General features: G+C 66.0%; 22 protein-coding genes. 16 read left to right on the top strand and 6 right to left on the bottom strand.

Annotation, left to right across the window (positions count from 1 at the left end; genetic code table 11):
* Nucleotides 1-22: 22 nt before the first annotated feature.
* Nucleotides 23-445, bottom strand: a complete 423-nt coding sequence (locus tag AC3WJU_RS20035; protein ID WP_059387238.1) for a hypothetical protein — start codon at nt 443-445, stop codon at nt 23-25.
* A 13-nt stretch (nt 446-458) separates the two neighbouring features.
* Entirely contained in the window at nt 459-1,130 is a 672-nt protein-coding gene (locus tag AC3WJU_RS20030) for a trimeric intracellular cation channel family protein (protein ID WP_492260670.1), read from the bottom strand.
* A gap of 63 nt (nt 1,131-1,193) precedes the next feature.
* On the opposite strand from AC3WJU_RS20030, the gene AC3WJU_RS20025 reads away from it, so the two are divergent.
* The 12 genes from AC3WJU_RS20025 to AC3WJU_RS19970 all read left to right on the top strand — a co-directional run bounded on the left by AC3WJU_RS20025 (nt 1,194) and on the right by AC3WJU_RS19970 (nt 15,567).
* Nucleotides 1,194-1,922: a sirohydrochlorin chelatase gene (locus tag AC3WJU_RS20025; protein WP_492260669.1), complete on the top strand. Its 729-nt coding sequence runs from the start codon at nt 1,194-1,196 to the stop codon at nt 1,920-1,922.
* 133 nt (nt 1,923-2,055) lie between these two features.
* The gene (locus AC3WJU_RS20020) at nt 2,056-3,801 is read left to right on the top strand and encodes a nitrite/sulfite reductase (protein ID WP_284990956.1); all 1,746 of its coding nucleotides are present in this window, start codon (nt 2,056-2,058) and stop codon (nt 3,799-3,801) included.
* Nucleotides 3,798-4,514 carry a phosphoadenylyl-sulfate reductase gene (locus tag AC3WJU_RS20015; RefSeq protein WP_366176283.1) on the top strand — a complete coding sequence of 239 codons (717 nt, stop codon included), beginning with the start codon at nt 3,798-3,800 and terminating at the stop codon, nt 4,512-4,514. The genes AC3WJU_RS20020 and AC3WJU_RS20015 overlap by 4 nt, the downstream gene beginning before the upstream one ends.
* Complete coding sequence (gene cysD, locus AC3WJU_RS20010) at nt 4,511-5,497, top strand: sulfate adenylyltransferase subunit CysD (protein WP_492260668.1); 987 nt, start codon at nt 4,511-4,513, stop codon at nt 5,495-5,497. The genes AC3WJU_RS20015 and cysD overlap by 4 nt, the downstream gene beginning before the upstream one ends.
* On the top strand, nt 5,497-6,909 hold the full coding sequence (locus AC3WJU_RS20005) for a sulfate adenylyltransferase subunit 1 (RefSeq protein ID WP_492260667.1): 1,413 nt from the start codon (nt 5,497-5,499) through the stop codon (nt 6,907-6,909). The genes cysD and AC3WJU_RS20005 overlap by 1 nt, the downstream gene beginning before the upstream one ends.
* 279 nt (nt 6,910-7,188) lie before the next feature.
* Nucleotides 7,189-8,343: an ABC transporter substrate-binding protein gene (locus tag AC3WJU_RS20000; RefSeq protein ID WP_284990960.1), complete on the top strand. Its 1,155-nt coding sequence runs from the start codon at nt 7,189-7,191 to the stop codon at nt 8,341-8,343.
* A 106-nt stretch (nt 8,344-8,449) separates the two neighbouring features.
* Entirely contained in the window at nt 8,450-9,187 is a 738-nt protein-coding gene (locus tag AC3WJU_RS19995) for an ABC transporter ATP-binding protein (protein WP_307053605.1), read from the top strand.
* Complete coding sequence (locus tag AC3WJU_RS19990) at nt 9,177-10,127, top strand: ABC transporter permease (protein ID WP_084784265.1); 951 nt, start codon at nt 9,177-9,179, stop codon at nt 10,125-10,127. The genes AC3WJU_RS19995 and AC3WJU_RS19990 overlap by 11 nt, the downstream gene beginning before the upstream one ends.
* Before the next feature lie 77 nt (nt 10,128-10,204).
* Nucleotides 10,205-11,245, top strand: coding sequence for an LLM class flavin-dependent oxidoreductase (locus AC3WJU_RS19985; protein ID WP_492260666.1), 1,041 nt, complete (start codon nt 10,205-10,207; stop codon nt 11,243-11,245).
* Nucleotides 11,246-11,324: 79 nt separating this feature from the next.
* Nucleotides 11,325-12,581, top strand: coding sequence for a uroporphyrinogen-III C-methyltransferase (gene cobA, locus AC3WJU_RS19980; RefSeq protein ID WP_492260665.1), 1,257 nt, complete (start codon nt 11,325-11,327; stop codon nt 12,579-12,581).
* Between the two features lie 30 nt (nt 12,582-12,611).
* On the top strand, nt 12,612-14,078 hold the full coding sequence (locus AC3WJU_RS19975; protein ID WP_307052448.1) for an FAD-dependent oxidoreductase: 1,467 nt from the start codon (nt 12,612-12,614) through the stop codon (nt 14,076-14,078).
* 109 nt (nt 14,079-14,187) lie between these two features.
* Nucleotides 14,188-15,567 (top strand): rhodanese-like domain-containing protein, encoded by a 1,380-nt coding sequence (locus tag AC3WJU_RS19970; protein ID WP_492260664.1) that lies wholly within the window; start codon nt 14,188-14,190, stop codon nt 15,565-15,567.
* Between the two features lie 206 nt (nt 15,568-15,773).
* Here AC3WJU_RS19970 and AC3WJU_RS19965 read toward each other — a convergent pair whose 3' ends face one another.
* From AC3WJU_RS19965 to AC3WJU_RS19955, 3 genes are all read right to left on the bottom strand, one after another.
* A complete protein-coding gene (locus AC3WJU_RS19965; RefSeq protein WP_059387243.1) occupies nt 15,774-16,454 on the bottom strand; it encodes a FadR/GntR family transcriptional regulator in 681 nt (226 codons plus the stop codon).
* On the bottom strand, nt 16,451-17,716 hold the full coding sequence (locus tag AC3WJU_RS19960; protein WP_441438164.1) for an MFS transporter: 1,266 nt from the start codon (nt 17,714-17,716) through the stop codon (nt 16,451-16,453). Before AC3WJU_RS19960 ends, AC3WJU_RS19965 begins: the two co-directional genes overlap by 4 nt.
* A 159-nt stretch (nt 17,717-17,875) precedes the next feature.
* Nucleotides 17,876-19,318, bottom strand: coding sequence for a PucR family transcriptional regulator (locus AC3WJU_RS19955; protein ID WP_284990969.1), 1,443 nt, complete (start codon nt 19,316-19,318; stop codon nt 17,876-17,878).
* Nucleotides 19,319-19,461: 143 nt separating this feature from the next.
* Between AC3WJU_RS19955 and AC3WJU_RS19950 the strand changes: the two genes are divergently transcribed.
* Nucleotides 19,462-20,892, top strand: a complete 1,431-nt coding sequence (locus AC3WJU_RS19950; RefSeq protein ID WP_059387244.1) for a gamma-aminobutyraldehyde dehydrogenase — start codon at nt 19,462-19,464, stop codon at nt 20,890-20,892.
* A 69-nt stretch (nt 20,893-20,961) separates the two neighbouring features.
* Nucleotides 20,962-22,326, top strand: a complete 1,365-nt coding sequence (gene gabT, locus AC3WJU_RS19945; RefSeq protein WP_284990971.1) for a 4-aminobutyrate--2-oxoglutarate transaminase — start codon at nt 20,962-20,964, stop codon at nt 22,324-22,326.
* Nucleotides 22,327-22,448: 122 nt separating this feature from the next.
* Here the strand turns inward: gabT and rarD are convergent, their stop codons facing one another.
* A complete protein-coding gene (rarD, locus tag AC3WJU_RS19940) occupies nt 22,449-23,456 on the bottom strand; it encodes an EamA family transporter RarD (RefSeq protein WP_284990972.1) in 1,008 nt (335 codons plus the stop codon).
* 186 nt (nt 23,457-23,642) lie between these two features.
* Here rarD and AC3WJU_RS19935 point away from each other — a divergent pair, with 186 nt between their 5' ends.
* Together AC3WJU_RS19935 and AC3WJU_RS19930 are read left to right on the top strand one after the other, a co-directional pair.
* The gene (locus AC3WJU_RS19935) at nt 23,643-25,076 is read left to right on the top strand and encodes an FAD-dependent oxidoreductase (protein WP_284990973.1); all 1,434 of its coding nucleotides are present in this window, start codon (nt 23,643-23,645) and stop codon (nt 25,074-25,076) included.
* Between the two features lie 114 nt (nt 25,077-25,190).
* Nucleotides 25,191-26,093, top strand: a 903-nt coding sequence (locus AC3WJU_RS19930) for an amidase (RefSeq protein ID WP_492260663.1), incomplete at its 3' end; no start/stop codon positions are given.

Below are 26,093 nucleotides of genomic sequence, written 5' to 3'. Positions count from 1 at the left end.
CCCCGCGGCCCCGGCGCAACCCCTAGTCTTCGTCGCTGAAGGCCCAGTCGAACATGTCGAACACGAACTCGGAGAACGTGCCTTCTTCGGATTTCCATTGGCCGCGGGCGTTGTTGCGGCGCCACACGATGGGATCCGGGACGCCGAGGTCGCCTACGCGGAAGCCCCAAGTGAACTGCTCTTCCTCGTCCTCCAAGAACATGAGGAAACCTTCGTCGTCCACTTCGAGCTCTTCGGGGTCCCAGAAGTAGTGGTAGGCCTCCATGAGGTCCTCGCAACCACCGAGGGCGAGGTAGAACTCGCGCAGCACCATGGGAATGGTGAACGAGTGGGCGGACAGGGCCTCGTCCAGCTCAGCGGCGGACAGCCCGTCTTCTTCCTGCCATTCGTCCTCGAGATACTTCGGTACAAGCGCGCGGAACTTCTCGAGGAACATGTCAGTCATGCTCCCATCCTAGCTAATCGCGGCCACGTGAATCGGCGCCCGGGGACACCCCGGCGCGGTGCCATCCCCGGACCGCGAGGGGCACCCGCCAACCACGCCGCCAAGCCACCACCCGGAAGGCGAAAACCCAGCCGGCAACCAAGGCCGCCGTCAGTCCATTGAAGGCGCCGATGTTCCAGAGCAGTGCGGTCAGGGCGGCCCCCGTGAGGGCCGGCAGGGCGTAGAGATCCCGTGCGTTGAAGAGGGTGGGAATTTCGTTGGCTGTGATGTCGCGGAGCAAGCCGCCGCCCACAGCCGTGGTGACTCCCAACAAGATCGCAGCCACCGGATTCATCCCGGCGGCCAGTGCCTTGAGCGTCCCCGTGATGCAGAACAAGGCCAGCCCGCCGGCGTCGAACAGTGTCAAGAGGGACGTGAAGCGCTGGATGCTCGAAAACAGGAAGTACACCAGCCCCGCGGCCAACAAGGGTGGCAGCAGGTACACCGGGTTGGTGAACGCCGCGGGCGGGCCGGCATTGATGACGATGTCTCGGATGACGCCGCCGCCCAGGCCGACCAGCGAAGCCAAGAGGAGCGAGCCGATGATGTCGAACTGCTTCTTGGCCGCGAGCAAGGATCCGGACACGGCGAAAAAGAAGACGCCGGCCAGATCCAGCCATACCAGCGCAAGGTCAAAAGTGAACAAATGCAGCTCCATTCTTCGTTCACAGACGGGCGATCATGCTCGCCCAACGTTACGCTTGCACGCATGAACAGCCCCGTCTTGATCGCGTGCGCCCATGGAACCCGGAACGTCGAAGGGCAGGCCGCTATCCGCCAGGTCATGGCCGAGATTGAGGCCTTGCGCCCCGGCCTGACCGTCGTCGAGGCCTACGTAGACGTCCAGGAGCCCGAGTTGGGCGGCGTGGTGGCCGGGCTCCCGGAAGGCACGCCCGCCGTCGTCGTTCCTTTGCTGCTCAGCACCGGCTACCACGTCAAGGTGGACATCCCCAAGGCGATCAAGTCTCGCCCCGAGGTGACCGCCGCGCCGCCGCTGGGGCCGGATCCGCGCCTCGCGGAACTGCTCGCGGCACGGTTGCGGGACGCCGGCCTCGGCGAGGGCGACGGCGTCCTGCTCGCCGCCGCGGGCTCGTCGCTGCCGGACGGTTCCGTCGATTCGGAAGAGCAGGCGCGCCAGCTCGCCGAGTTGCTGCCGAACAAGGTGCGCGTCGCCTATGGCGCGAGTGCCGAGCCGAACGTGCCCGACGGCGTCGCGGCCCTCCGCGCCGAACTTACCGGCGCGGAAGTCACCGGCGCGGAAGTCACCGACGACGGCGGCCGGGTGGTGGTCTCCTCGTATCTGCTGGCCACGGGCTACTTCCACGACCAGCTGTCCAAGGCCGGCGCCGACGTCGTGACGGCACCGCTGCTGCCCTCTCCGGTGCTCGCGGAGATCGCCTTGGAACGCTACGACGCGGTGGTTGCCGCTCGCTCCTGAGCGGGCATGTCGAATGCACAGCGCGGCCAGCTGAACAAGGCCCGACGGCGGTTCGTGACGAAATGTTTCCCTAGGTGACTTTCCGTTTCCCGGACCTTTGTTACGCCTCTCTGGCCAGCCCTACAGTCGATGCATGACTGATACAGCTCTAGCCGGAGCGTCTGCGGACGAGGCTGCACCCAAGCGCCCGGCCCGCACCGCCCGTCCTGCCGCTAAACCCCATGGCCAGTGGAAGGTTGATGGCACTGCGCCGCTCAACGCCAACGAGACCTGGAAGCAGGAAGACAACGGGCTCAACGTCCGCGAGCGTATCGAGTCTGTCTACTCCAAGCACGGCTTCGACTCGATCGACGGCACGGACTTGCACGGCCGTTTCCGCTGGTGGGGCCTCTACACCCAGCGCAAGCCCGGGATCGACGGCGGCAAGACCGCCACGCTTGAGCCGCACGAGCTTGAGGACAAGTACTTCATGCTCCGTGTGAGGATCGACGGCGGTGCGCTCACCACCGAGCAGTTGCGCGTCATCGGCCAGATCTCCGTGGACTTCGCCCGTGGCAGCGCCGACCTGACGGACCGCCAGAACATCCAGCTGCACTGGATCCGGGTGGAGGACGTTCCGGAAATCTGGCGCCGCCTCGAATCCGTCGGCCTGTCCACCACCGAGGCCTGCGGCGACGTGCCGCGTGTCATCCTGGGCTCCCCGGTTGCCGGCATCGCCAAGGACGAGATCATCGACCCTACGCCGCTGATCCACGAACTCGCGGAGCGCTTCATCGGCGACCCCGAGCTCGCCAACCTGCCGCGCAAATACAAGACCGCCATTACCGGCCACCCCTCGCAGGACGTGGTCCACGAGATCAACGACTTCGGCCTGGTCGGCATGGTCCACCCCGAACTCGGCGTCGGCTATGACCTCTGGGTAGGCGGCGCGCTGTCCACCAACCCCATGCTCGCCAAGCGCCTCGGCGCGTTCGTGAAGCCTGAGCAAGCCGCCGAAGTGTGGCTCGGCGTCACCAGTATCTTCCGCGACTACGGTTACCGCCGCATGCGCACCAAGGCACGCCTGAAGTTCCTCATGGCCGACTGGGGTCCCGAAAAGTTCCGCCAGATCCTGGAAGACGAATACCTCGGCTTCAAGCTTTCCGACGGCCCCGCAGCGCCCAAGCCCTCGACGCCCGGCGACCACGTCGGCATCCACGAGCAGAAGGACGGCAAGTTCTTCATCGGAGCCACACCCTTGGCCGGTCGTCTCTCCGGCAGCCAGCTCGTGAAGCTCGCGGACACCCTCGAAGCCCGCGGCTCCTTCCGCCTGCGCACCACGCCGCACCAGAAGATCGTTGTGCTGGACGTCGCCAAGGAGCAGGTGGAACCGCTCGTCGCCGAACTGGACACCCTCGGCCTCTCCGCCCGCCCGTCCGTGTTCCGCCGCGGCACCATCGCCTGCACCGGCATCGAGTTCTGCAAGCTCGCCATCGTGGAAACCAAGGTCACTGCAGCCACCGCCGTCGCCGAGCTGGAACGCCGCCTGGCCGACCTCGCGGACAGCGGTCAGCTGCCGCAGGCCCTGTCCCTGCACATCAACGGCTGCCCCAACTCCTGCGCCCGCATCCAGACCGCGGACATCGGGCTCAAGGGCATGATGCTGCCAACGCCCGACGGCGACCCCACCCCGGGCTTCCAGGTTCACCTTGGTGGCGGGCTGGCTTCCTCCAACCGCGAAGAAGCAGGCCTCGGACGCACCGTGCGCGGCCTCAAGGTTTACGTCGAGGACCTGCCCGATTACGTAGAGCGGGTAGTCCGGAAGTTCGTGGCCGACCGTGCCGAAGGCCAGACCTTCGCCGAATGGGCACACTCCGCAGATGAAGGAGATCTCCAGTGACCACCAGCACCTCCCTCCGTTCCCACGACGAACTCAAGGCCCTCGCCGAATCCGGTGCCGCCGAGCTCGGCTGGAACGCGCCCGCCCGCGACGTCATCGCCTGGGTTGCCCGCAACTTCGAACTGCCCGCCGTCGCCGTGGCCTGCTCCATGGCCGACGCCGTGCTGCCGGCCCTGGTCGCGGACCAGTTTCCCGGCGTCGACGTCCTCTTCCTGGAGACCGGCTACCACTTCCCGGAAACCCACGCCACGCGGGACGAAGTCGCCGCTAACCTGCGCGTGAACATCGTGGACGTGCTCCCCGAGAACACCGTGGAGCAGCAGGACCGCCTCCTCGGCAAGGACCTGTTTGCCCGTGACGCCGCCCAGTGCTGCGCGCTCCGCAAGGTCCAGCCGCTGCGCCGGACCCTCGCCGGCTACGAAGTCTGGTTCACCGGAGTCCGCCGCGACGAGGCACCCACCCGGACCAACACCCCGCTGATCACCTGGGACGAGGCCAACGGATTGGTCAAGGTCAACCCGATGGCCGACTGGAGCTTTGACCAGTTGGTCCAGTACTCCGAAGACAACATCCTTCCCGTCAACCCCCTCCTGAGCCAGGGCTACCCGTCCATCGGATGCCAGCCCTGCACCCGCAAAGTGGCCCCGGGAGCGGACCCCCGCTCCGGCCGCTGGGCAGGAACCGACAAGACAGAATGCGGACTACACGTATGAGTACCCAAATCACCAACGAGGACCTGGAGCTGTCTGTGCTGGAAACCGACGCTGCTGAGACGCCGACTGCCGCCCAGGCTCTGCGGTCGGCCCGCCTCTCGTCTTTGGACACCCTCGAGTCCGAGGCCATCCATATCATCCGCGAGGTTGTTGCCGAGTTCGAGAAGCCTGCGCTGCTGTTCTCCGGCGGCAAGGATTCCGTGGTCATGCTGCACCTGGCCACCAAGGCGTTCTGGCCTGGCAAGGTTCCGTTCCCCGTGCTGCACGTGGACACCGGCCATAACTTCCCCGAGGTCATCGACTTCCGCGACCGCACGGTGGAGCGTCTGGGCCTGAAGCTCGTGGTGGGTTCCGTGCAGGAGTTCATCGACCGTGGCGAACTTGCCGAGCGTGCCGATGGTACCCGCAACCCGCTGCAGACCGTGCCGCTCCTGGACGCCATCCAGCGCAACAAGTTCGACGCCGTTTTCGGCGGCGGACGTCGCGACGAGGACAAGGCCCGTGCCAAGGAGCGCATCCTGAGCCTGCGCGACGAGTTCGGCCAGTGGGACCCCCGTAACCAGCGCCCCGAACTGTGGAACCTGTACAACGGCCGCCACACCGTGGGCCAGCACGTCCGGGCGTTCCCCATCAGCAACTGGACCGAGCTGGACGTGTGGCGCTACATCGAGCGCGAAGGCATTGAGCTGCCCGGCCTTTATTACGCCCACGAGCGCGAGGTCTACGAACGCGACGGTATGTGGCGCGCAGTCGGCGAGGTTTCCATGCCGCTTCCGCACGAGGAAGTCGTCACCAAGCTAGTCCGCTACCGCACTGTGGGCGACATGTCCTGCACCGGCGCGGTCGTTTCCGACGCCCGCACGGTTGCCGACGTCGTCGTTGAAGTTGCCGCATCCACACTCACCGAACGTGGCGCCACCCGTGCAGATGACCGCATCTCCGAGGCAGCCATGGAAGACCGCAAGAAGGACGGCTACTTCTAATGAGCACCGAAACCGCACTCCTGGAGACCGGCCTGCGCGAATCCACGCTGTTCCGCTTCGCCACCGCTGGATCCGTCGACGACGGCAAGTCCACCCTGGTGGGCCGCCTCCTTCACGATTCCAAGGCGATCCTCGCGGACCAGCTCGACGCCGTCGCCCGCACCTCTGCCGACCGTGGCTTCGGCGGAGCCGGCGCCACCGGCAGCCAGGCCATCGACCTTGCCCTCCTGACCGACGGCCTTCGCGCCGAGCGGGAACAGGGCATCACCATCGATGTCGCCTACCGCTACTTCGCCACCGACCGCCGCAGCTTCATCCTCGCGGACTGCCCCGGCCACGTTCAGTACACCAAGAACACGGTGACGGGCGCATCCACTGCGGATGCCGTCGTCGTACTCATTGACGCCCGCAAGGGAGTCCTGGAGCAGACCCGCCGCCACTTGTCGGTGCTGCAGTTGCTGCGCGTGGCGCACGTAATCGTCGCCGTGAACAAGATCGACCTCGTGGACTTCAGCGAGTCGGTCTTCCGCGAGATCGAGACGGACGTGCAGAAGGTTGCCCGCGAGCTTGGCTTGGGCAGCGATGGGATTGCCGACGTCGCGGTCATCCCGGTATCGGCGCTCGACGGCGACAACGTCGTGGACCGCTCGGACCGCACCCCCTGGTACAGCGGCCCGGCTCTGCTCGAAGTCCTGGAAACCCTTCCGGCCGCCGATGAGCTCGAAAGCCACCTGGAGAGCTTCCGCTTCCCGGTCCAGCTGGTCATCCGCCCGCAGGGCGCGCTGGCTCCCGACGCCGTAGCCGCAGGGCTCGACGTCGAGGCGTACCGCGACTACCGCGCCTACGCCGGCCAGATCACGGAGGGGACCGTGAAGCTTGGCGAAAAGGTCACTGTCCTGAGCCCGGGCCACGAGCCCAGGATCACCACCGTGACCGGGATCGACTTCGCCGGCAGCGAGCTCGCCGAGGCCACTGCTCCGCAGTCCGTGGCGATCCGCCTGGCCGATGAAATCGACATCGCCCGCGGTGACACCATTGCCGCAGCAGGGACGGTGCGCGAGAGCTCGGCCGACCTGTACGCCGCGCTGTGCTGGCTTTCGCCGAAGCCGTTGCGCGAAGGTGCCAAGGTGCTCGTGAAGCACGGGACCCGCACCGTCCAGGCGTTGGTCCGCAATGTGACGGGCAAGCTGGACCTGGCCACGTTCAACGTCGAGGCTGCTTCCAGCCTTGAGCTGAACGACATCGGTAACGCCCAGCTTCGACTGGCCGCGCCGTTGCCCTTGGAGAACTACCTGCACCACCGCCGCACGGGCGCGTTCCTGGTGATCGATCCCGTGGACGGCAACACGCTCGCGGCCGGCTTGGTGAAGGACCACCCGGGCGACCATGAGGACGAACGTTACGTCATCTGACGTTCTCGATGACCGGAACCGCAGCTTGTTTCCCAAACCCGGCCTTCAAGGCTTGGGGTGGGAAACAAGCTGCGGTTTTTTGCATTGGGGCGAGCCGAATTGTGACGCCGCATGAACGTGCGTGACCCCGGGTTTCCGGGTCGTTGAACGGCAAATATGACAGTCCCTATGGTGAATCCATGACCTCATCGGATTGGTCCTTGCCCGCCCGTTCGGGGCGATGTCGCAGGGCCTGATACACGCTCTGCCCCTTCCGCAACGCATCCCAAGGATTTCCCCATGTCAAACACCCCAGAACCCACGCCGCCCGGCTCGAACCCGGGAACCACGCGCATCGTCGCCGGCGAAACCAGCAAGCCCAAGCGCCGCCGCACGCTCGAGATCGGCATCGCCGTCGGGCTCGTCCTGCTGATCGGTGCCGGCGCCGCCGTCGCATCGGTTGTCGCGAAGAACAACGAAACCCAGGCCGCGGCTGCAACGACGCCCGCCGCGGAACTCAAGCTGGGCTACTTCGGCAACGTCACCCACGCCCCCGCACTCGTCGGCGTGAGCAAGGGCATCATCGCCGGCAAGCTGGGCAGCACCAAGCTCACCACCCAGATCTTCAACGCAGGGCCCGCCGCGGTTGAGGCCCTGAACGCCGGCGCGATCGACGCCGCCTACCTTGGCCCGAACCCGGCCATCAACTCCTTCGTCCAGAGCAAGGGCGCGTCCATCAGCATCATCGCGGGCGCAGCCTCCGGCGGCGCGCAGCTGGTAGTCAAGCCAGGCATCAACACCGCCGCGGACCTCAAGGGCAAGACCCTGGCCTCCCCGCAGCTCGGCGGCACCCAGGACGTGGCACTGCGCGCCTGGCTGGGCAAGCAGGGCCTGAAGACCAACCCGAACGGCGGCGGCGACGTCGCCATCAACCCGACGGACAACGCCCAGACCCTCAAGCTCTTCCAGGACGGAAAGCTCGACGGCGCGTGGTTGCCTGAGCCGTGGGCCTCGCGTCTGGTGCTCCAGGCCGGCGGCAAGGTCCTGGTGGACGAGAAGGATCTGTGGGACAAGGGTGCGTTCCCCACCACGATCCTGATCGTGAGCAAGAAGTTCGCTGCCGAACACCCGCAGACCGTGACGGCATTGCTCCAGGGCCACGAAGCCTCCGTCAACTGGCTCAACAGCGCTTCGGCGGCCGACAAGGCCACCGCAATCAACGCAGCGCTGAAGGCGACCGCGGGCAGCACGCTGCCGGCCGACGTCATCGACCGCTCCTTGAAGAACATCACCTTCACCGTGGACCCGCTCGCCGGAACCTACAAGAAGCTGCTTCAGGACGGCGTCGACGCCGGCATCACCAAACCGGCCGACATCAACGGCATCTTCGACCTCCGCGCCCTCAACAGCGTGACCGGGCAGAAGACCTCGGCCGCAGGACTGGGCCAAGACTGAACCGACCGGCCCAACTAGCTCGCATTAATTGTCGTTTTGACGGCTCATAACGACAACAACTGCGAGCTAGTTGGGAAACAACAAGCAACAAACGAAGGACGGGACCATGCCAGTCGTACTGGAACACCTGGGTAAACGCTTCGGCGACGGCGCCCCGGTGCTGGACGACGTCAACGCCACCATCCAGCAAGGCGAGTTCGTCGCCCTGCTCGGTGCGTCCGGCTGCGGCAAATCCACCCTGCTGAACATCCTCGCGGGGCTGGACCAGCCGACGTCGGGCGCTTTGGAGGTGCCCAGCGACGGCGCCGCCTTCATGTTCCAGGATTCGGCGCTGTTCCCGTGGCTCACTGCGCGCGGCAACATCGAACTCGCGCTGAAGCTCGCCGACAAGTCCGGCAGCCAGAGCAAGGCGTCGCGTGCTGCCCGCGCAGGCGAGCTGTTGGACCTCGTCCATTTGGGTGGCGCGGGGGACAAACGCCCGCACGAACTCTCCGGCGGCATGCGGCAACGCGTCGCACTCGCCCGCGCCTTGGCCCAGGACCGGCAGTTGTTGCTCATGGACGAACCGTTCGCTGCCCTCGACGCCATCACGCGCGACCTTCTGCACGACGAGCTCGAGCGGATCTGGAAGGAAACTGGCCGCACCATCGTGTTCGTGACGCACAACGTGCGCGAAGCCGTCAGGCTCGGCCAGCGGGTCCTGCTGCTGTCCTCCCGTCCGGGGCGGGTCGTGGCCGAGTGGAACGTCACCGAGGAACACCGGACCGACGCCGGCCGTGCCGGGGAACTGACTGGAACCATTACCCGCCGCCTGCGCGAGGAGATCCGCCGCCATGCCAATTGAACAAGAGACCCGGCTTGCCGAAGGAGACACCGCCGAGCAAGCTCCACAGTCCCGCCACATCACCTCGCCGTCCCTGAAGGGAAACCCGGACGAACTCCGTGACCTCGAGGCCGGACTGGACAAGCTGCAGTCGGATGCCCACCGCAAGGCGCGCATCGACTGGACCCGGATCATCCTCCCGATTGCGGCACTTCTGGTCCTCATCCTGGCGTGGCAGTTCTATGTCTCCCTCGGTTTCAAGCGCCGCGACCAGGTTCCCGGACCGCTCGACGTCCTGAGCCAGTTCGGTTCCCTCTGGGCCGAAGGCAAAGCCCAGGAAGCCGTCTGGACCTCCCTTCAGCGCGGCGTGATCGGCTTCCTCATCAGCGTCGCCGTCGCCACCCCGGTGGGCCTGCTCCTCGCACAGGTGCAGCCGCTGCGCCGTGCCTTCGGACCCCTCATTTCAGGGCTCCAGGTCCTCCCGTCGGTGGCGTGGGTTCCAGCGGCAATCATTTGGTTCGGGCTCTCGGACGGCACCGTGTACTTCGTCGTCCTGATGGGTGCCATCCCGTCCATCATCAACGGGTTGATTTCCGGCGTGGACCAGATCCCGCCGCAATACCGCAGCGTTGGCAAGGTCCTCGGGGCCTCGCGACTCCAGATGGCATTGCAGATCGTCCTGCCCGCGGCCCTCCCCGGGTACCTCGGCGGGCTCAAGCAGGGCTGGGCGTTCTCTTGGCGCTCGCTCATGGCCGCCGAAATCATCGCGGTGGGCGGCACCATCGGCTTCGGACTCGGTTCGCTCCTGGACCAGGGCCGCACCTTGTCCGATATGGCCACGGTCATGTCCGCGATCCTGGCGATCCTCTTTGTGGGCATCCTGATCGAACTTGTCGTGTTCGCGCCGATTGAGCGCCGCCTCCTGCTGCGCCGTGGCCTGCTCGCGGGCAGCACGCGCTAACTGGCGGGGAACACGCGCTACGGCGCGGGGAACACGCGCTAAGGAATTCCCCGGCTTGTCCCGTGGTTGACGCGGGCATGAAACGAATCGGTTTTCTTTCCTTCGGCCATTGGGGTCCAGTCCAAGGCTCGCGCACTCCTTCGGCCGGCGACGCCTTGCTCCAAGGGATCGACCTAGCGGTTGCGGCGGAGGAACTCGGCATCAACGGCGCCTTCTTCCGGGTGCACCACTTTGCGCGCCAGCAGGCCTCGCCGTTCCCCTTGTTGGCGGCCATCGCGGCCCGGACCAGCATGATCGAGATGGGCACGGGCGTGATCGACATGCGCTACGAAAACCCGCTGTACATGGCAGAAGAAGCCGCGGCCACGGACCTCATCAGCCAAGGCAGGCTCCAATTGGGCATCAGCCGTGGTTCGCCCGAGCCGGCCCTGCACGGCGCCCGGTACTTTGGCTATGCGCCTGCCGAGGGTGAGGACGACTCCGCGATGGCCCGCCGCCACACCGCCGTATTCCGGCACGCGATCGCAGGCCATGGAGTGGCCGAAGCCGATCCCTCCTTCATGGGCGGCGGACGCGGGCTCCTGCCGATCCAGCCGACGTCGTCCGGGCTGCCGCGACGCATCTGGTGGGGCGCCGGCACCCGCAAAACCGACGTGTGGGCCGCGGAACAAGGCATGAACCTCATGAGTTCCACGCTCCTCACCGAGGACACCGGGGTTCCCTTCGACCAGCTCCAGGCCGAACAGATCAGCATGTTCAGGGAGGCCTGGGCGGCAGCCGGACACGGTTTTGAGCCGCGCGTCTCAGTGAGCCGCAGCATCATTCCCGTGGTGGACGCCGAGGACGAACACTATTTCGGGCTCCGCGCCCAGGTGGAAAACCGGGACCAAGTGGGCATGCTCGACGGTGCGTTGTCGCGGTTCGGCAAGAGCTACGTCGGCGCGCCCGATGCCTTGGCCGAGGATCTGGCGCAGGACGCCGCAGTCCAGGCTGCTGACACGGTGCTGGTCACGGTACCCAACCAACTCGGGGTGGAATACAACGCCAAGCTGCTGGGCAACATCGCCAAATACGTCGCTCCCGCGATCGGCTGGGAGGCATCCACCCCGCAGGCGTAATGTGACGCCGGGTTACCTAGCGTGAACTGGTGTTTCCGGACCTTTGAAGCATGTTACGGCCCGGCCCTACAGTTTTTTCATGGCAATACAGGACATCTACCCCACAGCCCTGCGGCTGCTTGGCCGCCCGGTGCTGGTGGTGGGCGGCGGACCCGTGGCTGCCCGACGCGCCAAGGGGCTCCTCGACGCCGGCGCCCGGGTGACCGTGGTGGCCCCCGTTGCCTCTGACGCGCTCCGCGAACTCGCCGCCTCCGGCCTGCTCACCTGGGAGCCGCGCACTTACCTTTCCTCCGACGTCGACGGCGCCTGGTTCGTCCAGACGGCCACCGGCGTTGCCGCTGTGGACGCCCAGGTAGCAGCCGACGCCGAGGCGCAGCGCATCTGGTGCGTCAACGCCTCGGACCACGAATCCTCGGCGGCCTGGACCCCCGCCGTCGCCGTCGTCGACGACGTGAAGATCGCCATCAACGCCGGGGGAGACCCTCGCCGCGCCATGGCCCTGCGCGACGCAGTTGCCACCGCGCTGGAAACGGGAGACCTCCCGCTCCGCCGTCGTCGTGCGTCCACCGGAAGCGTCGCGCTCGTGGGTGGCGGTCCCGGTGACTTGGGACTTATCACTGTCCGCGGCCGTCGCCTCCTGGGCCAGGCCGACGTCGTCGTCGCGGACCGCCTCGGACCGCGCGACTTGCTGCAGGAACTTGCTCCGGACGTCCGCGTGATCGAGGTCGGCAAGACCCCCGGCCACCACCCCGTGCCGCAACTGGAGATCAACCGGATCCTGGTGGAGGAAGCCCTTGCCGGCCACCGTGTGGTGCGGCTCAAAGGCGGCGACCCCTACGTCCTGGGCCGCGGCGGCGAGGAAGCCGAATTCTGCCGGCAGAACGGCGTCGAGGTTGAAGTTGTTCCCGGTGTGACCTCGGCGATCTCAGTGCCGGCCGCAGCGGGCATTCCCGTGACGCACCGTGGACTCGCAAAGGGTTTCAGCGTGGTGACCGGCCACGAGGAACTGTCCGAGGTCCCGGCCCGCCCCGACCACACCGTGATCCTGCTCATGGGTGTAGCCAAACTCCGCGAATCCGCCGCTGCCCTCGCGGACTCCGGAATGCCCTTGGACACGCCGGTAGGTATCGTAGAGAACGGCTACATGCCCGAACAGCGCGTCACGATCGGCACTTTGGCGACGATTGCCGATCAAGCCGAGGCCGCCGGCGTCGCAAATCCCGCAGTGATTGTGATCGGCGATGTGGTGCGTGTCAGCCCGTTTGCCCCCGAACATTTCAAGACCGCTGACTACAGCACCCTGACCCCCAACAAGCCCCGCGTCGTTACCCCTTAGCCCCGTTGCACACTGAAAAGGAACACAGCCGTGTCATCTAGCACCACCGTAGGAACCGCCGCACGTCCGCTGCGCGTCGCCGTCGTCGGCTCCGGCCCGGCCGGCGTCTACGCAGCTGACATCCTGACCAAGAGCGAGGCCGTCAAGAGCGGCGAGCTGACGGTCAGCATCGACCTCTTCGACCGCTACCCGGCCCCCTACGGCCTGATCCGCTATGGCGTTGCACCGGACCACCCCCGCATCAAGGGCATCGTGAACGCCTTGCACAAGGTCCTGGACCGCGGCGACATCCGCTTCTTCGGCAACGTCGACTACGGCACTGACATCTCCATCGAAGACCTGCGCACGCACTACGACGCCGTCATCTTCGCCACCGGCGCCATCAAGGACGCGGACCTGAACATTCCGGGCATCGAGCTGGAAGGTTCCTTCGGCGGCGCCGACTTCGTCTCCTGGTACGACGGCCACCCCGACGTTTCCCGCGAATGGCCGCTCGACGCCACATCCGTGGCCGTGCTCGGCAACGGCAACGTCGCACTGGACGTGGCCCGTGTCCTCTCCAAGCACGCCGACGACCTCCTGGTCACCGAAATTCCGGACAACGTCTATGCCGGCCTCAAGGCTTCCCCGGTCACCGATGTCCACGTCTTCGGCCGTCGCGGTCCGGCACAGGTGAAGTTCACCCCGCTGGAGCTCCGCGAATTGTCCCACTCCAAGGACGTGGACATCATCCTCTACGCCGAGGACTTCGAGTTCGACGACGAGTCTGACCGCCAGATCCAGACGAACAACCAGACCAAGACCATGGTAGGCACCCTCACCAACTGGATCGCCGAGCAGCCCGAGGACCTTTCCGAACTCAAGGCCTCCCGCCGGCTGCACCTGCACTTCCTGCACAGCCCGGTGGAGATCGTGGACTCCGCGGAGACTCCCGGCAAGGTAGCCGCGATCAAGTTCGAGCGCACCGAACTGGACGGAACCGGCAACGCGCGCGGTACCGGCGAGATCGTCGACTACCCGGTCCAGGCCGTATACCGCGCCATCGGCTACTTCGGTTCCGCGCTGCCGGACGTCGAGTTCGACCACCGCCGCGGGGTCGTTGCGAACGACGGCGGCCGTGTCCTGGACGCTTCCGGCGAGCACGTTCCGGGCTTGTACGCAACGGGTTGGATCAAGCGTGGACCCATCGGGCTCATTGGCCACACCAAGGGTGACGCACTGGAGACGGTCACGTACCTCTTGGAAGACCGCGAAAACCTGCCGCTGGCCGCCGTTCCCGAGGCGGACGCCGTCGTCGAGCTCCTGGACGCCCGCGGCGTGAAGTTCACCAGCTGGGAAGGTTGGCTGGCCCTCGACGCCCACGAGCTCGCGTTGGGTGCCGCCGCTTCCGAGGCCGGCACGTCGCACGGCGTCGAGGTCAAGCGCGAACGCATCAAGGTTGTGCCGCGTGAGGACATGGTGGACATTTCCCGCGACGGCGTGGCTGCACAGGTCTAGTTCTACAACTGGGGCCCAAGCAACGCGGGGTCACTTAGCGCCCATCCGGGGCATCGGAATGGGCGTTAAGTGACCCCGCGTTGTTCTTTATCGGGGTTAGACTCTCCGCATGGACGTCGTCGTCGTCGAAACGACCCAATTGGGGGACCGCAGCTACCTCGTTCATGACGGCACTGTGGCTTTCGTGATCGACCCCCAGCGGGATACCGACCGCGTCGAAACAGCAGCTCGTGCTGCGGGGGTTGCCATCACGCATGTCGCTGAGACCCACCTCCACAACGACTACCTCACGGGTGGCCTCATCCTTGCCCGTGATCACGACGCCCGCTACTTGGTGAATGCCGCGGACAAGGTGGCTTTCCAACATGAACCGATTGTTCCGGGGCAGGCGTTCGCTGTAGGTAGGCTTTCCGTCAAACCGGTGGCCACGCCGGGCCATACGCACACGCATCTGGCCTATATTGTTTCGGACCCCGATCCAGGGGCGGGCGTCCGGCAAGCGGTGTTCTCCGGTGGCAGCCTGCTGTACGGTTCGGTGGGCCGGACCGATTTGATTGGCCCGGATGACACCGCCGGACTGGCGCGTGACCAATACGCCTCGGTTCGGCGGCTTGTTGCCGAGGCAGCACCGGACGCGATCCTGTATCCCACCCATGGCTTCGGTTCGTTCTGCTCCATCGGTCCCGCGAGCAGGATCGCCGCATCGACAATCGGAGAGCAGGCCGCCACCAACCATGCGCTCACCGACCCGGACGAAGACCATTTTGTCCGGCACCTCCTGGCGAATATCACGGCCTACCCGAGCTACTACGCGCACATGAGCCCGCTCAATGCCTTAGGCCCGGGCCCCGCGACGCTCCAGGTGCCGGAATCGGTGGAGTCCGCGGAATTGGAGCGCAGGCTCGAGGCAGGGGAATGGGTGGTGGACCTGCGCAACCGGGTCGCATTCGCCGCGAGCCACCTGCGCGGCAGTGTCGCCTTTGAATACGGGACAGGCTCGAGCTTCACGAGCTACCTCGGTTGGGTCCTGCCGTGGAACCAGCCGCTGACCCTGCTAGGTGCCCATGACGACGTCGAAAAGGCAATCCGCGACCTCGCGAGGATCGGAATCGACTCCCCGGATGCAGCTGTCGGCGACGATCCTGGGGCTCTTGCACCAGCCACTGCTTTGGTGCAATATCCGATCACCGACTGGGCGGGGCTGGAGCGGGACCGGGCTTCCGGTGAAACAGTTCTGGACGTGCGCCGAACCGAGGAATTTTCCGCCTCCCATGTGCTCGGGGCCGTGAATGTTCCGCTGCACGAGCTTTTGCTTCGGCTGGACGAACTGCCGGACTCAAGGATCTGGGTGCATTGCACTTCCGGCTACCGGGCCAGCGTCGCCGCAAGCCTGCTGCATCGTGCCGGCCGCAGCGTAGTGCTCATCGACGCACTCTTCCGCGAGGCGGCTCATGCCGGCGTCGAGCTGGTGAGCGCCGCTCCGGCCTAGATGCCCGGGCCACTGCGGACGCTCGCTCAGCTATGACGGCTTTTCGTGAAACCCCCGCTCACCTTTGGGGTGTTTCATATAGACGCCCGCTCACATGATGTGAGCGGGCGTCGGTCAAAACCGCGATAGATGTGAGCGGGCGTCGGGGAAAAGCCGGTCAGATGTGAGCGAGCGTCGGGGAAAAACCAGCCATGTGTGAGCGAGGGTCAGTGCGTGAGCCATTCCGCGGCGAAGTCCAGGTTGCGGTAAACGCTCGCGACGGCGGCGGCCTCGTCGCGTGCCTCGATGGCGTCGGCGAGCTCGTCGTGGCCCTCGTGGGGGATGCCGTTGAAGCCGGCCTTGCGCTGTTGGCGCAGGAGATCGTCGTGGAAGACCCCGCCGAAAGACACATACAACTGGTGCAGCAGCGGGTTGCCCGAAGCCAGGGCCACCCGTTCGTGGAAATCCCAGTCCGCCCGGGCCCAAGCGGGGTAGTCGGCCGCGAGCCATGCGTCGTGGCGTACTTGGAGGAGGGCGCGCATTGCGGCGATGTCCTCGGCCGTGGCGTGCTTCGTGGCCAGTCGGGCGGCCTGGGTGTCCAGCCCCACCCGGACCTCGACCACGTGCTCCTGCGTGTGTTCCTTGTACATTCGTTGGGCCGCGCCGGAGATCTCGCTGGTGGCCCGGACATAGGTTCCGTCGCCGCGGCGAACCTCCAACATGCCGCTGTGCGCCAAAGCTTTGATGGCTTCGCGGAGCGTCCCGCGCGAGACTCCGAGCGAGGCCATGAGTTCCGGCTCGGCCGGGATCTTCTCCTGCAGGGGCCACTCCCCGGACTGGATCATGGTGCGCAGCTGGCGGGTGACCTCATCGGCCAGGACGGGCCGGTGCGAAGGTGTGAGGCTCATGCGACAGGCCTTGGCCCGGCCTTGATCGGCGTCCGCTTGCTGGTCAACTGGTGGCAGGTGACCATGAGGGCCAGGGCAACCGCGGCAAGGAGCGCCAAGGGGAGCGTCCAAGCACCGGTGGCGCTATGGAGCAGGCCCATGCCGAACGGACCCCAAGCCGCAATCAAGTACCCCACGGACTGGGCGACGGTGGACATGGCGGTGGTCTCCGCCGTCGTACGCCCGCTGCGGCTGATGATCACCAGGACCAGGGGGAAGATGCCCAGCCCGAAACCGAACATCACGGCGGGAACCGCGGCGAACGACGTCGGGAGCAACAGCATTGCGGGGATTGCCAGGAGGGTGGTCCCGCTACCCAGGTACAGGGCGGGGCGCATCATGCCGGGCCGCGAGCCGATGGCCAGCAGGATCATGCCCGCTGCCACCGAAACCAGCTGCATGAGCCCGAACTGGAGGCCGCTCTCGGAAGCGCTCAGTCCTTGGCTCGTCAGGATGTAGGCAAACCAGCTCATCACGGCATACGCCAGGAGGGCCTGCAACGTGAAGATGGAAGTGATGAGGAATCCCAGCCGGGTGCGCAGGAGGGGCCACATCGACACGTGCTCCTGGCTGGCCTTCCGTGAAGTGCGATGGGTGTGGAGGACCATCGGGAGGAAGCCAAGAAGTGCGGCGACGCCAAGGAGTCCCCATGCGGCCAGGCCCATCGAGGGCGAGCCCAGCTGTTGGGCCAAGGGGACGCTGACCGCTGCCGCGAAGGTGGCACCTGCGGACATCGTGAAGGTGTAGAGGCCGGTCATCATGGACGTCTTGCTTGCATAGTGCTCGCGGATGTACGACGGCATGGCCACGTTGCACACCGCCAGGCCGGACATCGCCAGCACGGTCCCGGCGAGGAGGGCGCCGGTCGCGGGGATGCTGCGGACGAGGAGTCCGGCGGCCAGCATGGCCAGCGCAACGAGGATGGACTTCTCGACGCCGATCCGGCGCGACAGCCACGAGGTTCCCAGCCCTGCCACGGCGAAGCACAGCAAGGGGATCGACGGAAGAATCGACGCGACGAGCGCCCCGTAGCCGAGGAACGCCTGCAAATCGTGGAACAGCGCCGCCGCGCTGGTGATGCCGGCGCGCAGGTTCAGGCCGATCAGGATGACGGCGACGATCCCGACGACGGCGACCACCCGGGATTTCGGCGCCACCGTACCGCCGCTGGTGGGCACAGTTGTTGCTTCCGTTGCGTGGGGAGTCGGGTGAGTCGAGGCCATGCTTAAAGGTTAGACGTTTGACGTTTGATGCGGGAAGTTTTGTGGTGAATCTCTCCACGCTGCGCAGGAGCCCAACTGACTCGCACTTAATGTCGTATTCAGCCCCGAAAACGACATCAACTGCGAGCTAGTTGGGCTGGCCGACGGCGGCAGGGGACCTTAGCGCGGGTTGCGGGCACCCAGCCGCTGCACCGCGAGGGCAAGCCACAGCTGCACGCGGTCCGGCGTCTGGGCGGGGTCGTAGCCGGTGAGGTCGGTGATTTGCGCCAAGCGGTAGCGCACCGTATTGCGGTGCAAAGTCAGGGCTTCGGCGACGGCGGCCACCGAGCCGTTGTGGTTGAGGTAGCTCTCAAGGGTCGAAACGAGCTCGGAGCCGTGCGTGGCGTCGAACTTGCGCAGGGGAGTGAGCGCTTCGCTGGCCATGTCCGCCAACGGCACGTCCTCGCTCGCGAGCAACAGAGAGGTCAGGCTGAGCCGCTCAGGTTCGTTGACCGGCAAACCGTGCGCCACGGCGTCGCGCGCTTCGAAATAGCTCCAGCGCACGCCGTTCGGCTTGGTGTACGCGCCGCCGATCCCGATCACTGCGTGGATTCCCGCTTCCAACAGGTGATCGCTGAGGTCCTTGGCGAGCGCGCTCGCGGAACTGCCGTCGTCGGGCACTACCGTCACCAGGTCCTTCCCGACGACGGCGGTCACCCCGCCGTCGAGCGACTGCGGCAGCGATGTGCTGCTGAGCTGTTTGTGGTGGGCGGCGGAGACCACCAGGAGCACCACGTTCTTGCGGGTGCTGTTGATTCCGACGCCGGCCAGGCGGCGGGCGCCCTCGACGGTGTCCAGGGTTCCGTGGATGACATCGTCAAGCACCTGGCCCGCCAAGGCCCGCTGGCTCTGGCGCTGTTTGACCATGTTGTTGAGCTCCACGCTGATCAGGTTCTGCGCATAACTGACAATCCCGGTGTCGCCGAAGGGTTGCTTGATCCAGAGGGTGCAGGCGTCGCGGCGTCCTGTCGGGATGGGGAAGGATGCCCAGTCGTCGGCCGTCGGCGCGGGGTTGCCGGCCACGCTGTTGTAGAGCTGCGCGCTGAACTGGGTGAGTGCGATGTCGGACCGGAGCATGCTGCCCAATTGCTTGAGCAATTCCCCGAGCCCGCCACCGGTCAGCAGGGCCCGGGCCAGGATCTGGTGGCCGGCGATAAGGCGCTCCAGCTTGGAGTAGTGGTCGGCGGATTGGGAATCGGCCACGAGTTTGCCGATGGCAATGAACGGGGTCTCGTACGGGACTTCCACGAGGGGCAGCCCCCAGCGGTTCGCTTCCGCAACGAGGGCGGGGGGCACGGCTTCGTGGGTCAGCCCGGTGCCGAAACCGATGCCGACTGCTCCCGCGCGCTGGACCTGGCGCACGAAGCGGCGTTGTTCAGCGGCCCCGTTGAGCCGGAGCCCGGTGGTCAGGATCAACTCGCCGCCGTTGAGGAAGCGCTGGGGATCCTCCTGCTCGGTCACGGCCACCCAGCGGATATCTTCGTTCCAGGTGGTTTCCGCGAGGCCGGCTTTGCGGAGCCGAAGGGAGGGGACGGCGACGAGCGCGGCGATTGACATTGCCATGCCAAAAGGATATCCCCGCACTGGTCATTCGCACTAAGTCGGGGGAGTCGGGGTGTGCACCTGACTATTCCGCGCCGGGGGGTGCTGGCATAGGCTCGGAGCAGCTGCAACCAATGCCTAGACACCGAAAGAGGTTGTACACCGTGGTCCAAACCTTGCAGAACTTCATCAACGGCGAGTTCGTCACGCCGGCAGGCACCGAACTGCTCGACATCGTGAACCCCACCAACGGGGAGATTGTCGCCCACGCGCCTATCTCCACCGCGGCCGACGTCGATGCTGCCATGAACGCGGCGAAGGAAGCCTTTAAGTCCTGGAAGCATGTCACGCCTGGCCAGCGCCAGCTCATGCTGCTCAAGCTCGCTGATGCCATCGAAGCCAACAGCGACGAGCTCGTCGAGGCACAGCACCGAAACACGGGCCAGGTCCGCGCCCTCATCGCGTCCGAGGAAGTTGCCGCCGGCGCAGACCAGCTCCGTTTCTTCGCGGGCGCCGCGCGCATCATGGAAGGCAAGTCCGCCGGCGAGTACTTCGAGGGTCACACCTCGTACGTCCGCCGCGAACCGATCGGCGTCGTGGCCCAGGTTGCACCGTGGAACTACCCGTTCCTCATGGGCATCTGGAAGATCGGCCCCGCCCTCGCAGCAGGCAACACCGTTGTCCTCAAGCCCTCCGACACCACTCCGGAATCCACCTTGGTCCTGGCACGTCTTGCGGGGGAGATCTTCCCGGCCGGCGTCCTCAACGTGGTCCTCGGCAACGGGGCCACGGGCTCCATGATGGTTGAGCACAAGGTCCCGGGCCTCGTCTCGATCACCGGTTCCGTCCGCGCCGGCATTGCCGTAGCCAGTGGAGCGGCCAAGGGCCTCAAGCGTGCCCACTTGGAGCTCGGCGGCAAGGCCCCGGCCATCGTCTTCAAGGATGCCGATATCAAGAAGAGCGCAGCCGCCATCGCCGAATTCGCCTTCTTCAACGCCGGCCAGGACTGCACGGCCATCACCCGTGTGCTGATCGAGGACTCCATCCACGACGACATGGTTGCCGCCATGGTGGAGCACACCAAGACGCTGCACACCGGTTCGCAGAACGACGACGAGAACTACTTCGGCCCGCTCAACAACGTGAACCACTTCAACGCCGTGAACTCGGTGGTGGAGCACCTTCCGGCCAACTGCAAGATCGAAACCGGCGGCCACCGTGCGGGTGACAAGGGCTTCTTCTTCGAGCCGACCATCATCACCGGCGCCAAGCAGACTGACGACGTCGTCCAGAAGGAAACCTTCGGCCCCGTCATCACCGTCCAGAAGTTCACCACGGAGGCCGAGGCACTCGAGCTGGCCAACGACGTCGAATACGCCCTGGCTTCCAGCGTCTGGACCACGGACCACGGCACCGCCATGCGGATGAGCCGCGACCTGGACTTCGGCGCGGTCTGGATCAACACGCACATCCTGCTGACTGCTGAGATGCCGCACGGCGGCTTCAAGCAGTCCGGCTATGGCAAGGACCTGTCCATGTACGGCGTCGAGGACTACACGCGCATCAAGCACGTGATGAGTGCGCTGGACGCATGACTCAGATGCCTGACTCAGGCGCAACGCCCGACGCCCAAACACGGCAAGCATAAGAAAGAAAGAACCATCATGACCGCAACAGCACATGAAATCACCTACCGCCTGGACCAGAAGCGCAGCCTCAACGGCGCGTTCCCCGGCCCCAAGTCCCAGGCCCTGAACGAGCGCCGCGCGGCCGTCGTCGCCGCCGGCGTGTCCTCGGGCGTGCCGGTTTACGTTGAGGACGCCGACGGCGGCATCATCCGCGACGTCGACGGCAACTCCTTCATCGACCTCGGCTCCGGCATCGCGGTGACGAGCGTCGGCGCCTCGGACCCCGCCGTCGTCGCCGCCGTCCAGGACGCTGCAGCGCACTTCACCCACACGTGCTTCATGGTCACCCCGTACGAGGGCTATGTCGCCGTCGCCGAGCAGCTGAACCGCCTTACCCCGGGCGACCACGAGAAGCGCACCGTGCTCTTCAACTCCGGCGCCGAGGCAGTGGAGAACGCCGTCAAGGTGGCACGCCTGGCAACCGGCCGTGACGCCGTCGTCGCTTTCGACCACGCCTACCACGGCCGCACCAACCTCACCATGGCACTCACCGCCAAGGCCATGCCGTACAAGACCAACTTCGGACCGTTCGCGCCCGAGGTCTACCGCATGCCGATGAGCTACCCGTTCCGCGAGGAAAACCCGGAGATCACCGGTGCGGAGGCCGCCAAGCGCGCCATCACCATGATCGAGAAGCAGATCGGCGGCGACCAGGTTGCCGCGATCATCATCGAGCCGATCCAGGGCGAGGGCGGCTTCATCGTTCCCGCTGAAGGCTTCCTGCCAGCACTGTCCGCATGGGCCAAGGAAAAGGGCATCGTCTTCATTGCCGACGAGGTCCAGTCCGGTTTCTGCCGCACGGGTGAATGGTTCGCCGTCAACCACGAGGGCGTTGTCCCGGACATCATCACCATGGCCAAGGGCATCGCCGGCGGTCTCCCGCTGTCCGCGATCACCGGCCGCGCGGACCTGCTCGACGCCGTCCACCCGGGCGGCCTGGGCGGCACCTACGGTGGCAACCCGGTTGCTTGTGCCGCAGCCCTTGCGGCGATCGGCACCATGGAGCAGCACGATCTCAACGCCCGCGCCCGCCACATCGAGGAAGTCGCACTCGGCCGCTTGCGCGAACTCGCGGCTGATCCTTCTGCAGGTGGGGTCATCGGCGATGTCCGTGGACGCGGTGCCATGCTGGCGATCGAATTGGTCCAGGCCGGTTCCAAGGAGCCGAACGCTGAACTGACCAAGGCCGTTGCCGCGGCGTGCCTCCAGGAAGGCGTCATCATCCTGACCTGCGGTACCTACGGCAACGTGATCCGTCTGCTGCCGCCGCTGGTGATCAGCGACGAACTGCTCCTGGACGGCCTTGAGGTACTGGCAGCGGCCATCAAGGCCAACGCTTAGCCGCAAACCTTCAGGTGGACATGCCCACCTCTACGCACCAAGGATGGACATAGTCTGACTATGTCCATCCTTGGCGTTTAACGAGGGGCATGTCCGGTATGGGCGCCAGGCAGGGAAGCGGACTAAGCTGCGCTGAGGCGTGCGCTTTTCCTGATGACCGAGTTCTTGCGTGCCGTGCGCAGCATGTCGAGGGTCAGGAGCAGCAGGGCCAGCCACACGATGCCGAAGCCCACCCAGCGATCCGGCGTCATGGCCTCGTGGAAGACGGCCAGGGCCACGATGAACTGGAGGACCGGCGCGAAGTACTGCAGCAGGCCGATGGTGGTCATGGGCAGTCGGCGTGCGGAGGCACCGAAGAACAGGAGCGGCACGGCCGTGATGATGCCCGAAGCCGCCAAAAGCCAGAAATGGCCCGGGCCGTTGCTTCCCAATGTTCCGGCTCCCGTGAGGCCGAGGACAATCATGGTGGCGCCGGCGATCGGAGCGAGGACAACAGTCTCCACCGTGAGGCTCGTGATGGCATTGACCTTCGGCCCCACGCGCTTCTTCACGAATCCGTAGAGTCCAAAGCTGAACGCCAGGACCAGGGCGATCCACGGCAGCTTGCCATAGGAGACCGTCAGGACCCCGACGGCGATGAAGCCGATCCCGACGGCGGCCCACTGGAGCGGGCGGAGCTTTTCCTTCAGGACGAACACCCCAAGAAGGACCGACACGAGCGGGTTGATGAAATAGCCGAGCGAGGCTTCGACCGCGTGGCCGGTGGTAACGCCGAAAGTGTAGGTCAGCCAGTTGATGGCGATGAGCCCGGCAGCGATGGCGAGCGGGCCAAGGACCGCCCGGTCCCTGAAGGCGTTGCCGAGGAGGCGCCATGTCCGGGTGAGGGTGATGAGCAGGGCGCAGAAAATGAGCGACCACACCACCCGGTTGGCGACGATTTCCACCGCTCCGGCGGGGTGCAGCACCAGGAAGTAGAGCGGAAGCAGCCCCCACAGACCGTACGCCCCGATACCGAAGACGACGCCCGCCGTCGTCTCCTTCTTAGCCGTGGCAGCGGCGGAAGCTGCACTTGCAGCATTCGAAGCGGGGGTGGCGGACGGGGCGGGCGCGGTTTGCTCGGGCGTAGACACAAAGTCAAGAACATCACATGTTGCGGAGGTATTCCTGACCGTACGGCCGGAAAGTTATTGTGAGTTTCCTCGCCCCGTTGTGTCACCTCGCGCCACGTACTGACACTCCGGCCGCAACTGAGAACTAGAATTGGAAACTGCGCGCCCCACCACGCGGGGCGGATTCCCGTCTCAGAAGGGTTCACGGTGTCCAACTCGGCCGAAACCACCTCAAAACGTCCGTTGCGCGTCGCCATCGTCGGCGCAGGACCGGCCGGCGTGTACGCCGCGGATATCCTGACCAAATCGAACGAGGTCAAGGACGGCGAGGTCGAGGTCAGCATCGACCTCTTCGAGGCATACCCTGCGCCGTACGGCCTGATCCGCTATGGCGTAGCCCCTGACCACCCCCGCATCAAGGGCATCGTCAATGCGCTTCACAAGGTCCTGGACCGCGGAGACATCCGCTTCCTTGGCAACGTGACGTACGGCCGCGACCTCACCCTGCACGACTTCCGCTCGTTCTACGACGCGGTGATCTTCTCCACGGGGGCCATCAAGGACGCGGACCTGAACATCCCGGGAATCGAACTGGAAGGCTCCTTCGGCGGCGCCGACTTCGTCTCCTGGTACGACGGACACCCCGACGTGCCCCGCGAATGGCCGCTGGATGCCAAGGAAGTGGCGGTCATCGGCAACGGCAACGTGGCGCTGGACGTGGCCCGCATGCTCTCCAAGCACGCCGACGACCTCCTGGTGACTGAAATCCCGGACAACGTCTATGCCGCCCTCAAGGCCTCCCCGGTCACGGATGTGCACGTCTTCGGACGCCGTGGCCCCGCTCAGATCAAGTTCACTCCGCTGGAGCTGCGCGAACTCTCGCACTCCAACGACGTGGACATTGTGCTGTACCCGGAAGATTTCGAGTTTGACGAAGCCTCGGACGAGGCCATCCGCAGCAACAACCAGATCAAGACCATGGTCAACACGCTGACCAACTGGCTCGTCGAAGAACATGCCGAAGCCGAGCAGCCCTCGTCCCGCCGCCTGCACCTGCACTTCCTGCACAGCCCGGTGGAGATCGTTTCCGAAGACGGCTCCGGGAAAGTCTCCAGTATCAAGTTCGAGCGCATGAAACTGGACGGCACGGGCAACGTCAAGGGCACCGGCGAGTTCGTGGACTATCCGATCCAAGCGGTCTACCGCGCCATCGGCTACCACGGATCGCCGCTGGACGAGCTTGAGTACGATGCCCGCCGCGGCGTCATTCCCAACGACGGCGGACGGGTGCTGGACGCCGACGGCAAGCCGGTGCCCGGTATCTACGCAACTGGCTGGATCAAGCGCGGACCCGTCGGCTTGATCGGGCACACCAAGGGCGATGCACTGGAAACCATCGGCTGCCTCCTGGAGGACCGCCTCACCCTGCCCCCGGCCGAAAACCCGGACCCGCAGGCCATCATCAACCTCCTGGAAGAGCGGGGCATCGAGTACACCACCTGGGAAGGCTGGAACAAGCTCGATGCGCACGAACTAGCCCTCGGTGCCGCATGGACCGCCGAAAACCCGGACGCCGGCGTCGTACGCGAACGCATCAAGGTGGTCCCGCGCGAGGACATGATCGAGATTTCCCGCGGCTAGGGGACGCGGCTCGCGCCTGACGGGACGCGGCTCGCGCCTGACGGGACGCGGCTCGCGCCTGACGGGACGCGGCTCGCGCCTAGCGGCCCCGGCCGACCGGTCCTAAAATGAGCCATGGACGAGGAGCTCCGCTGGACGGACGCCGTCGGGCAGGCAGAACTGGTGCAGAGCGGCGCGATCTCGCCGGGCGAACTGCTCGACGCCGGCCGCGACCGTATCCGCGAGATCGATCCGGTCCTGCATTGCATCGTCGCGCACATGGAGCCCGGAGCAGTCGACCCGGCCCCTGACGCACTGTTTCCCGGGGTTCCCTTCCTGGTGAAGGACCTCTCCCTCGAGATCGCCGGAGCTCCCTTCAACGAAGGCTCCCGCTGGTTGAAGGACAACGTCTCAAGCCAGGACCAGGAACTTGCCCGCCGGTACCGCCACGCCGGACTTGCGATCCTGGGGAAGACCAACACACCGGAATTCGGGCTCAGCCCGCACTGCGAGCCGGCCTTGCATGGTGCCACCCGAAACCCTTGGGACCTGGGGCTGTCCACCAGCGGCTCCAGTGGCGGGTCCGCCGCCGCCGTCGCCTCTGGAATGGTCCCCATGGCGCACGGGAACGATCTTGGCGGATCCCTGCGCTACCCGGCCGCCTGGTGTGGGGTTTTCGGGTTCAAGCCGACCCGCGGACGGGTTCCCATGGGCCCGGAGTATGGCGACGTGGCCGGGGGATTCGCCGTCGAACATGCGCTGACGCGGAGCGTTCGTGATTCGGCGGCGCTCCTTGACGCGACGGCCGGTCAGTCGCCCGGCGATCCATATTGGGCGCCGCCCCAGGCCCGGCCATTCCTGCTTGAGGCCGGAACTGCTCCTGGAAAGCTTCGCATCGCCGCAACCGCGACGCCCAACTCCGGGCAACAAGTGCATCCGGACTACCTAGGGGTGTTCGAGGAAACCGTGGAATTGCTGGCCGGGCTGGGCCACAGCGTCACGGAAGCGCACCCCGAGAGCCTGGGGCGGGCGGGGCAC

It is taken from the genome of Arthrobacter sp. FW306-1B-F12A (genome assembly GCF_058781865.1).
Note: the sequence above shows the minus strand (reverse complement) of the source record. Positions and strands in the feature narration are given on the sequence as shown.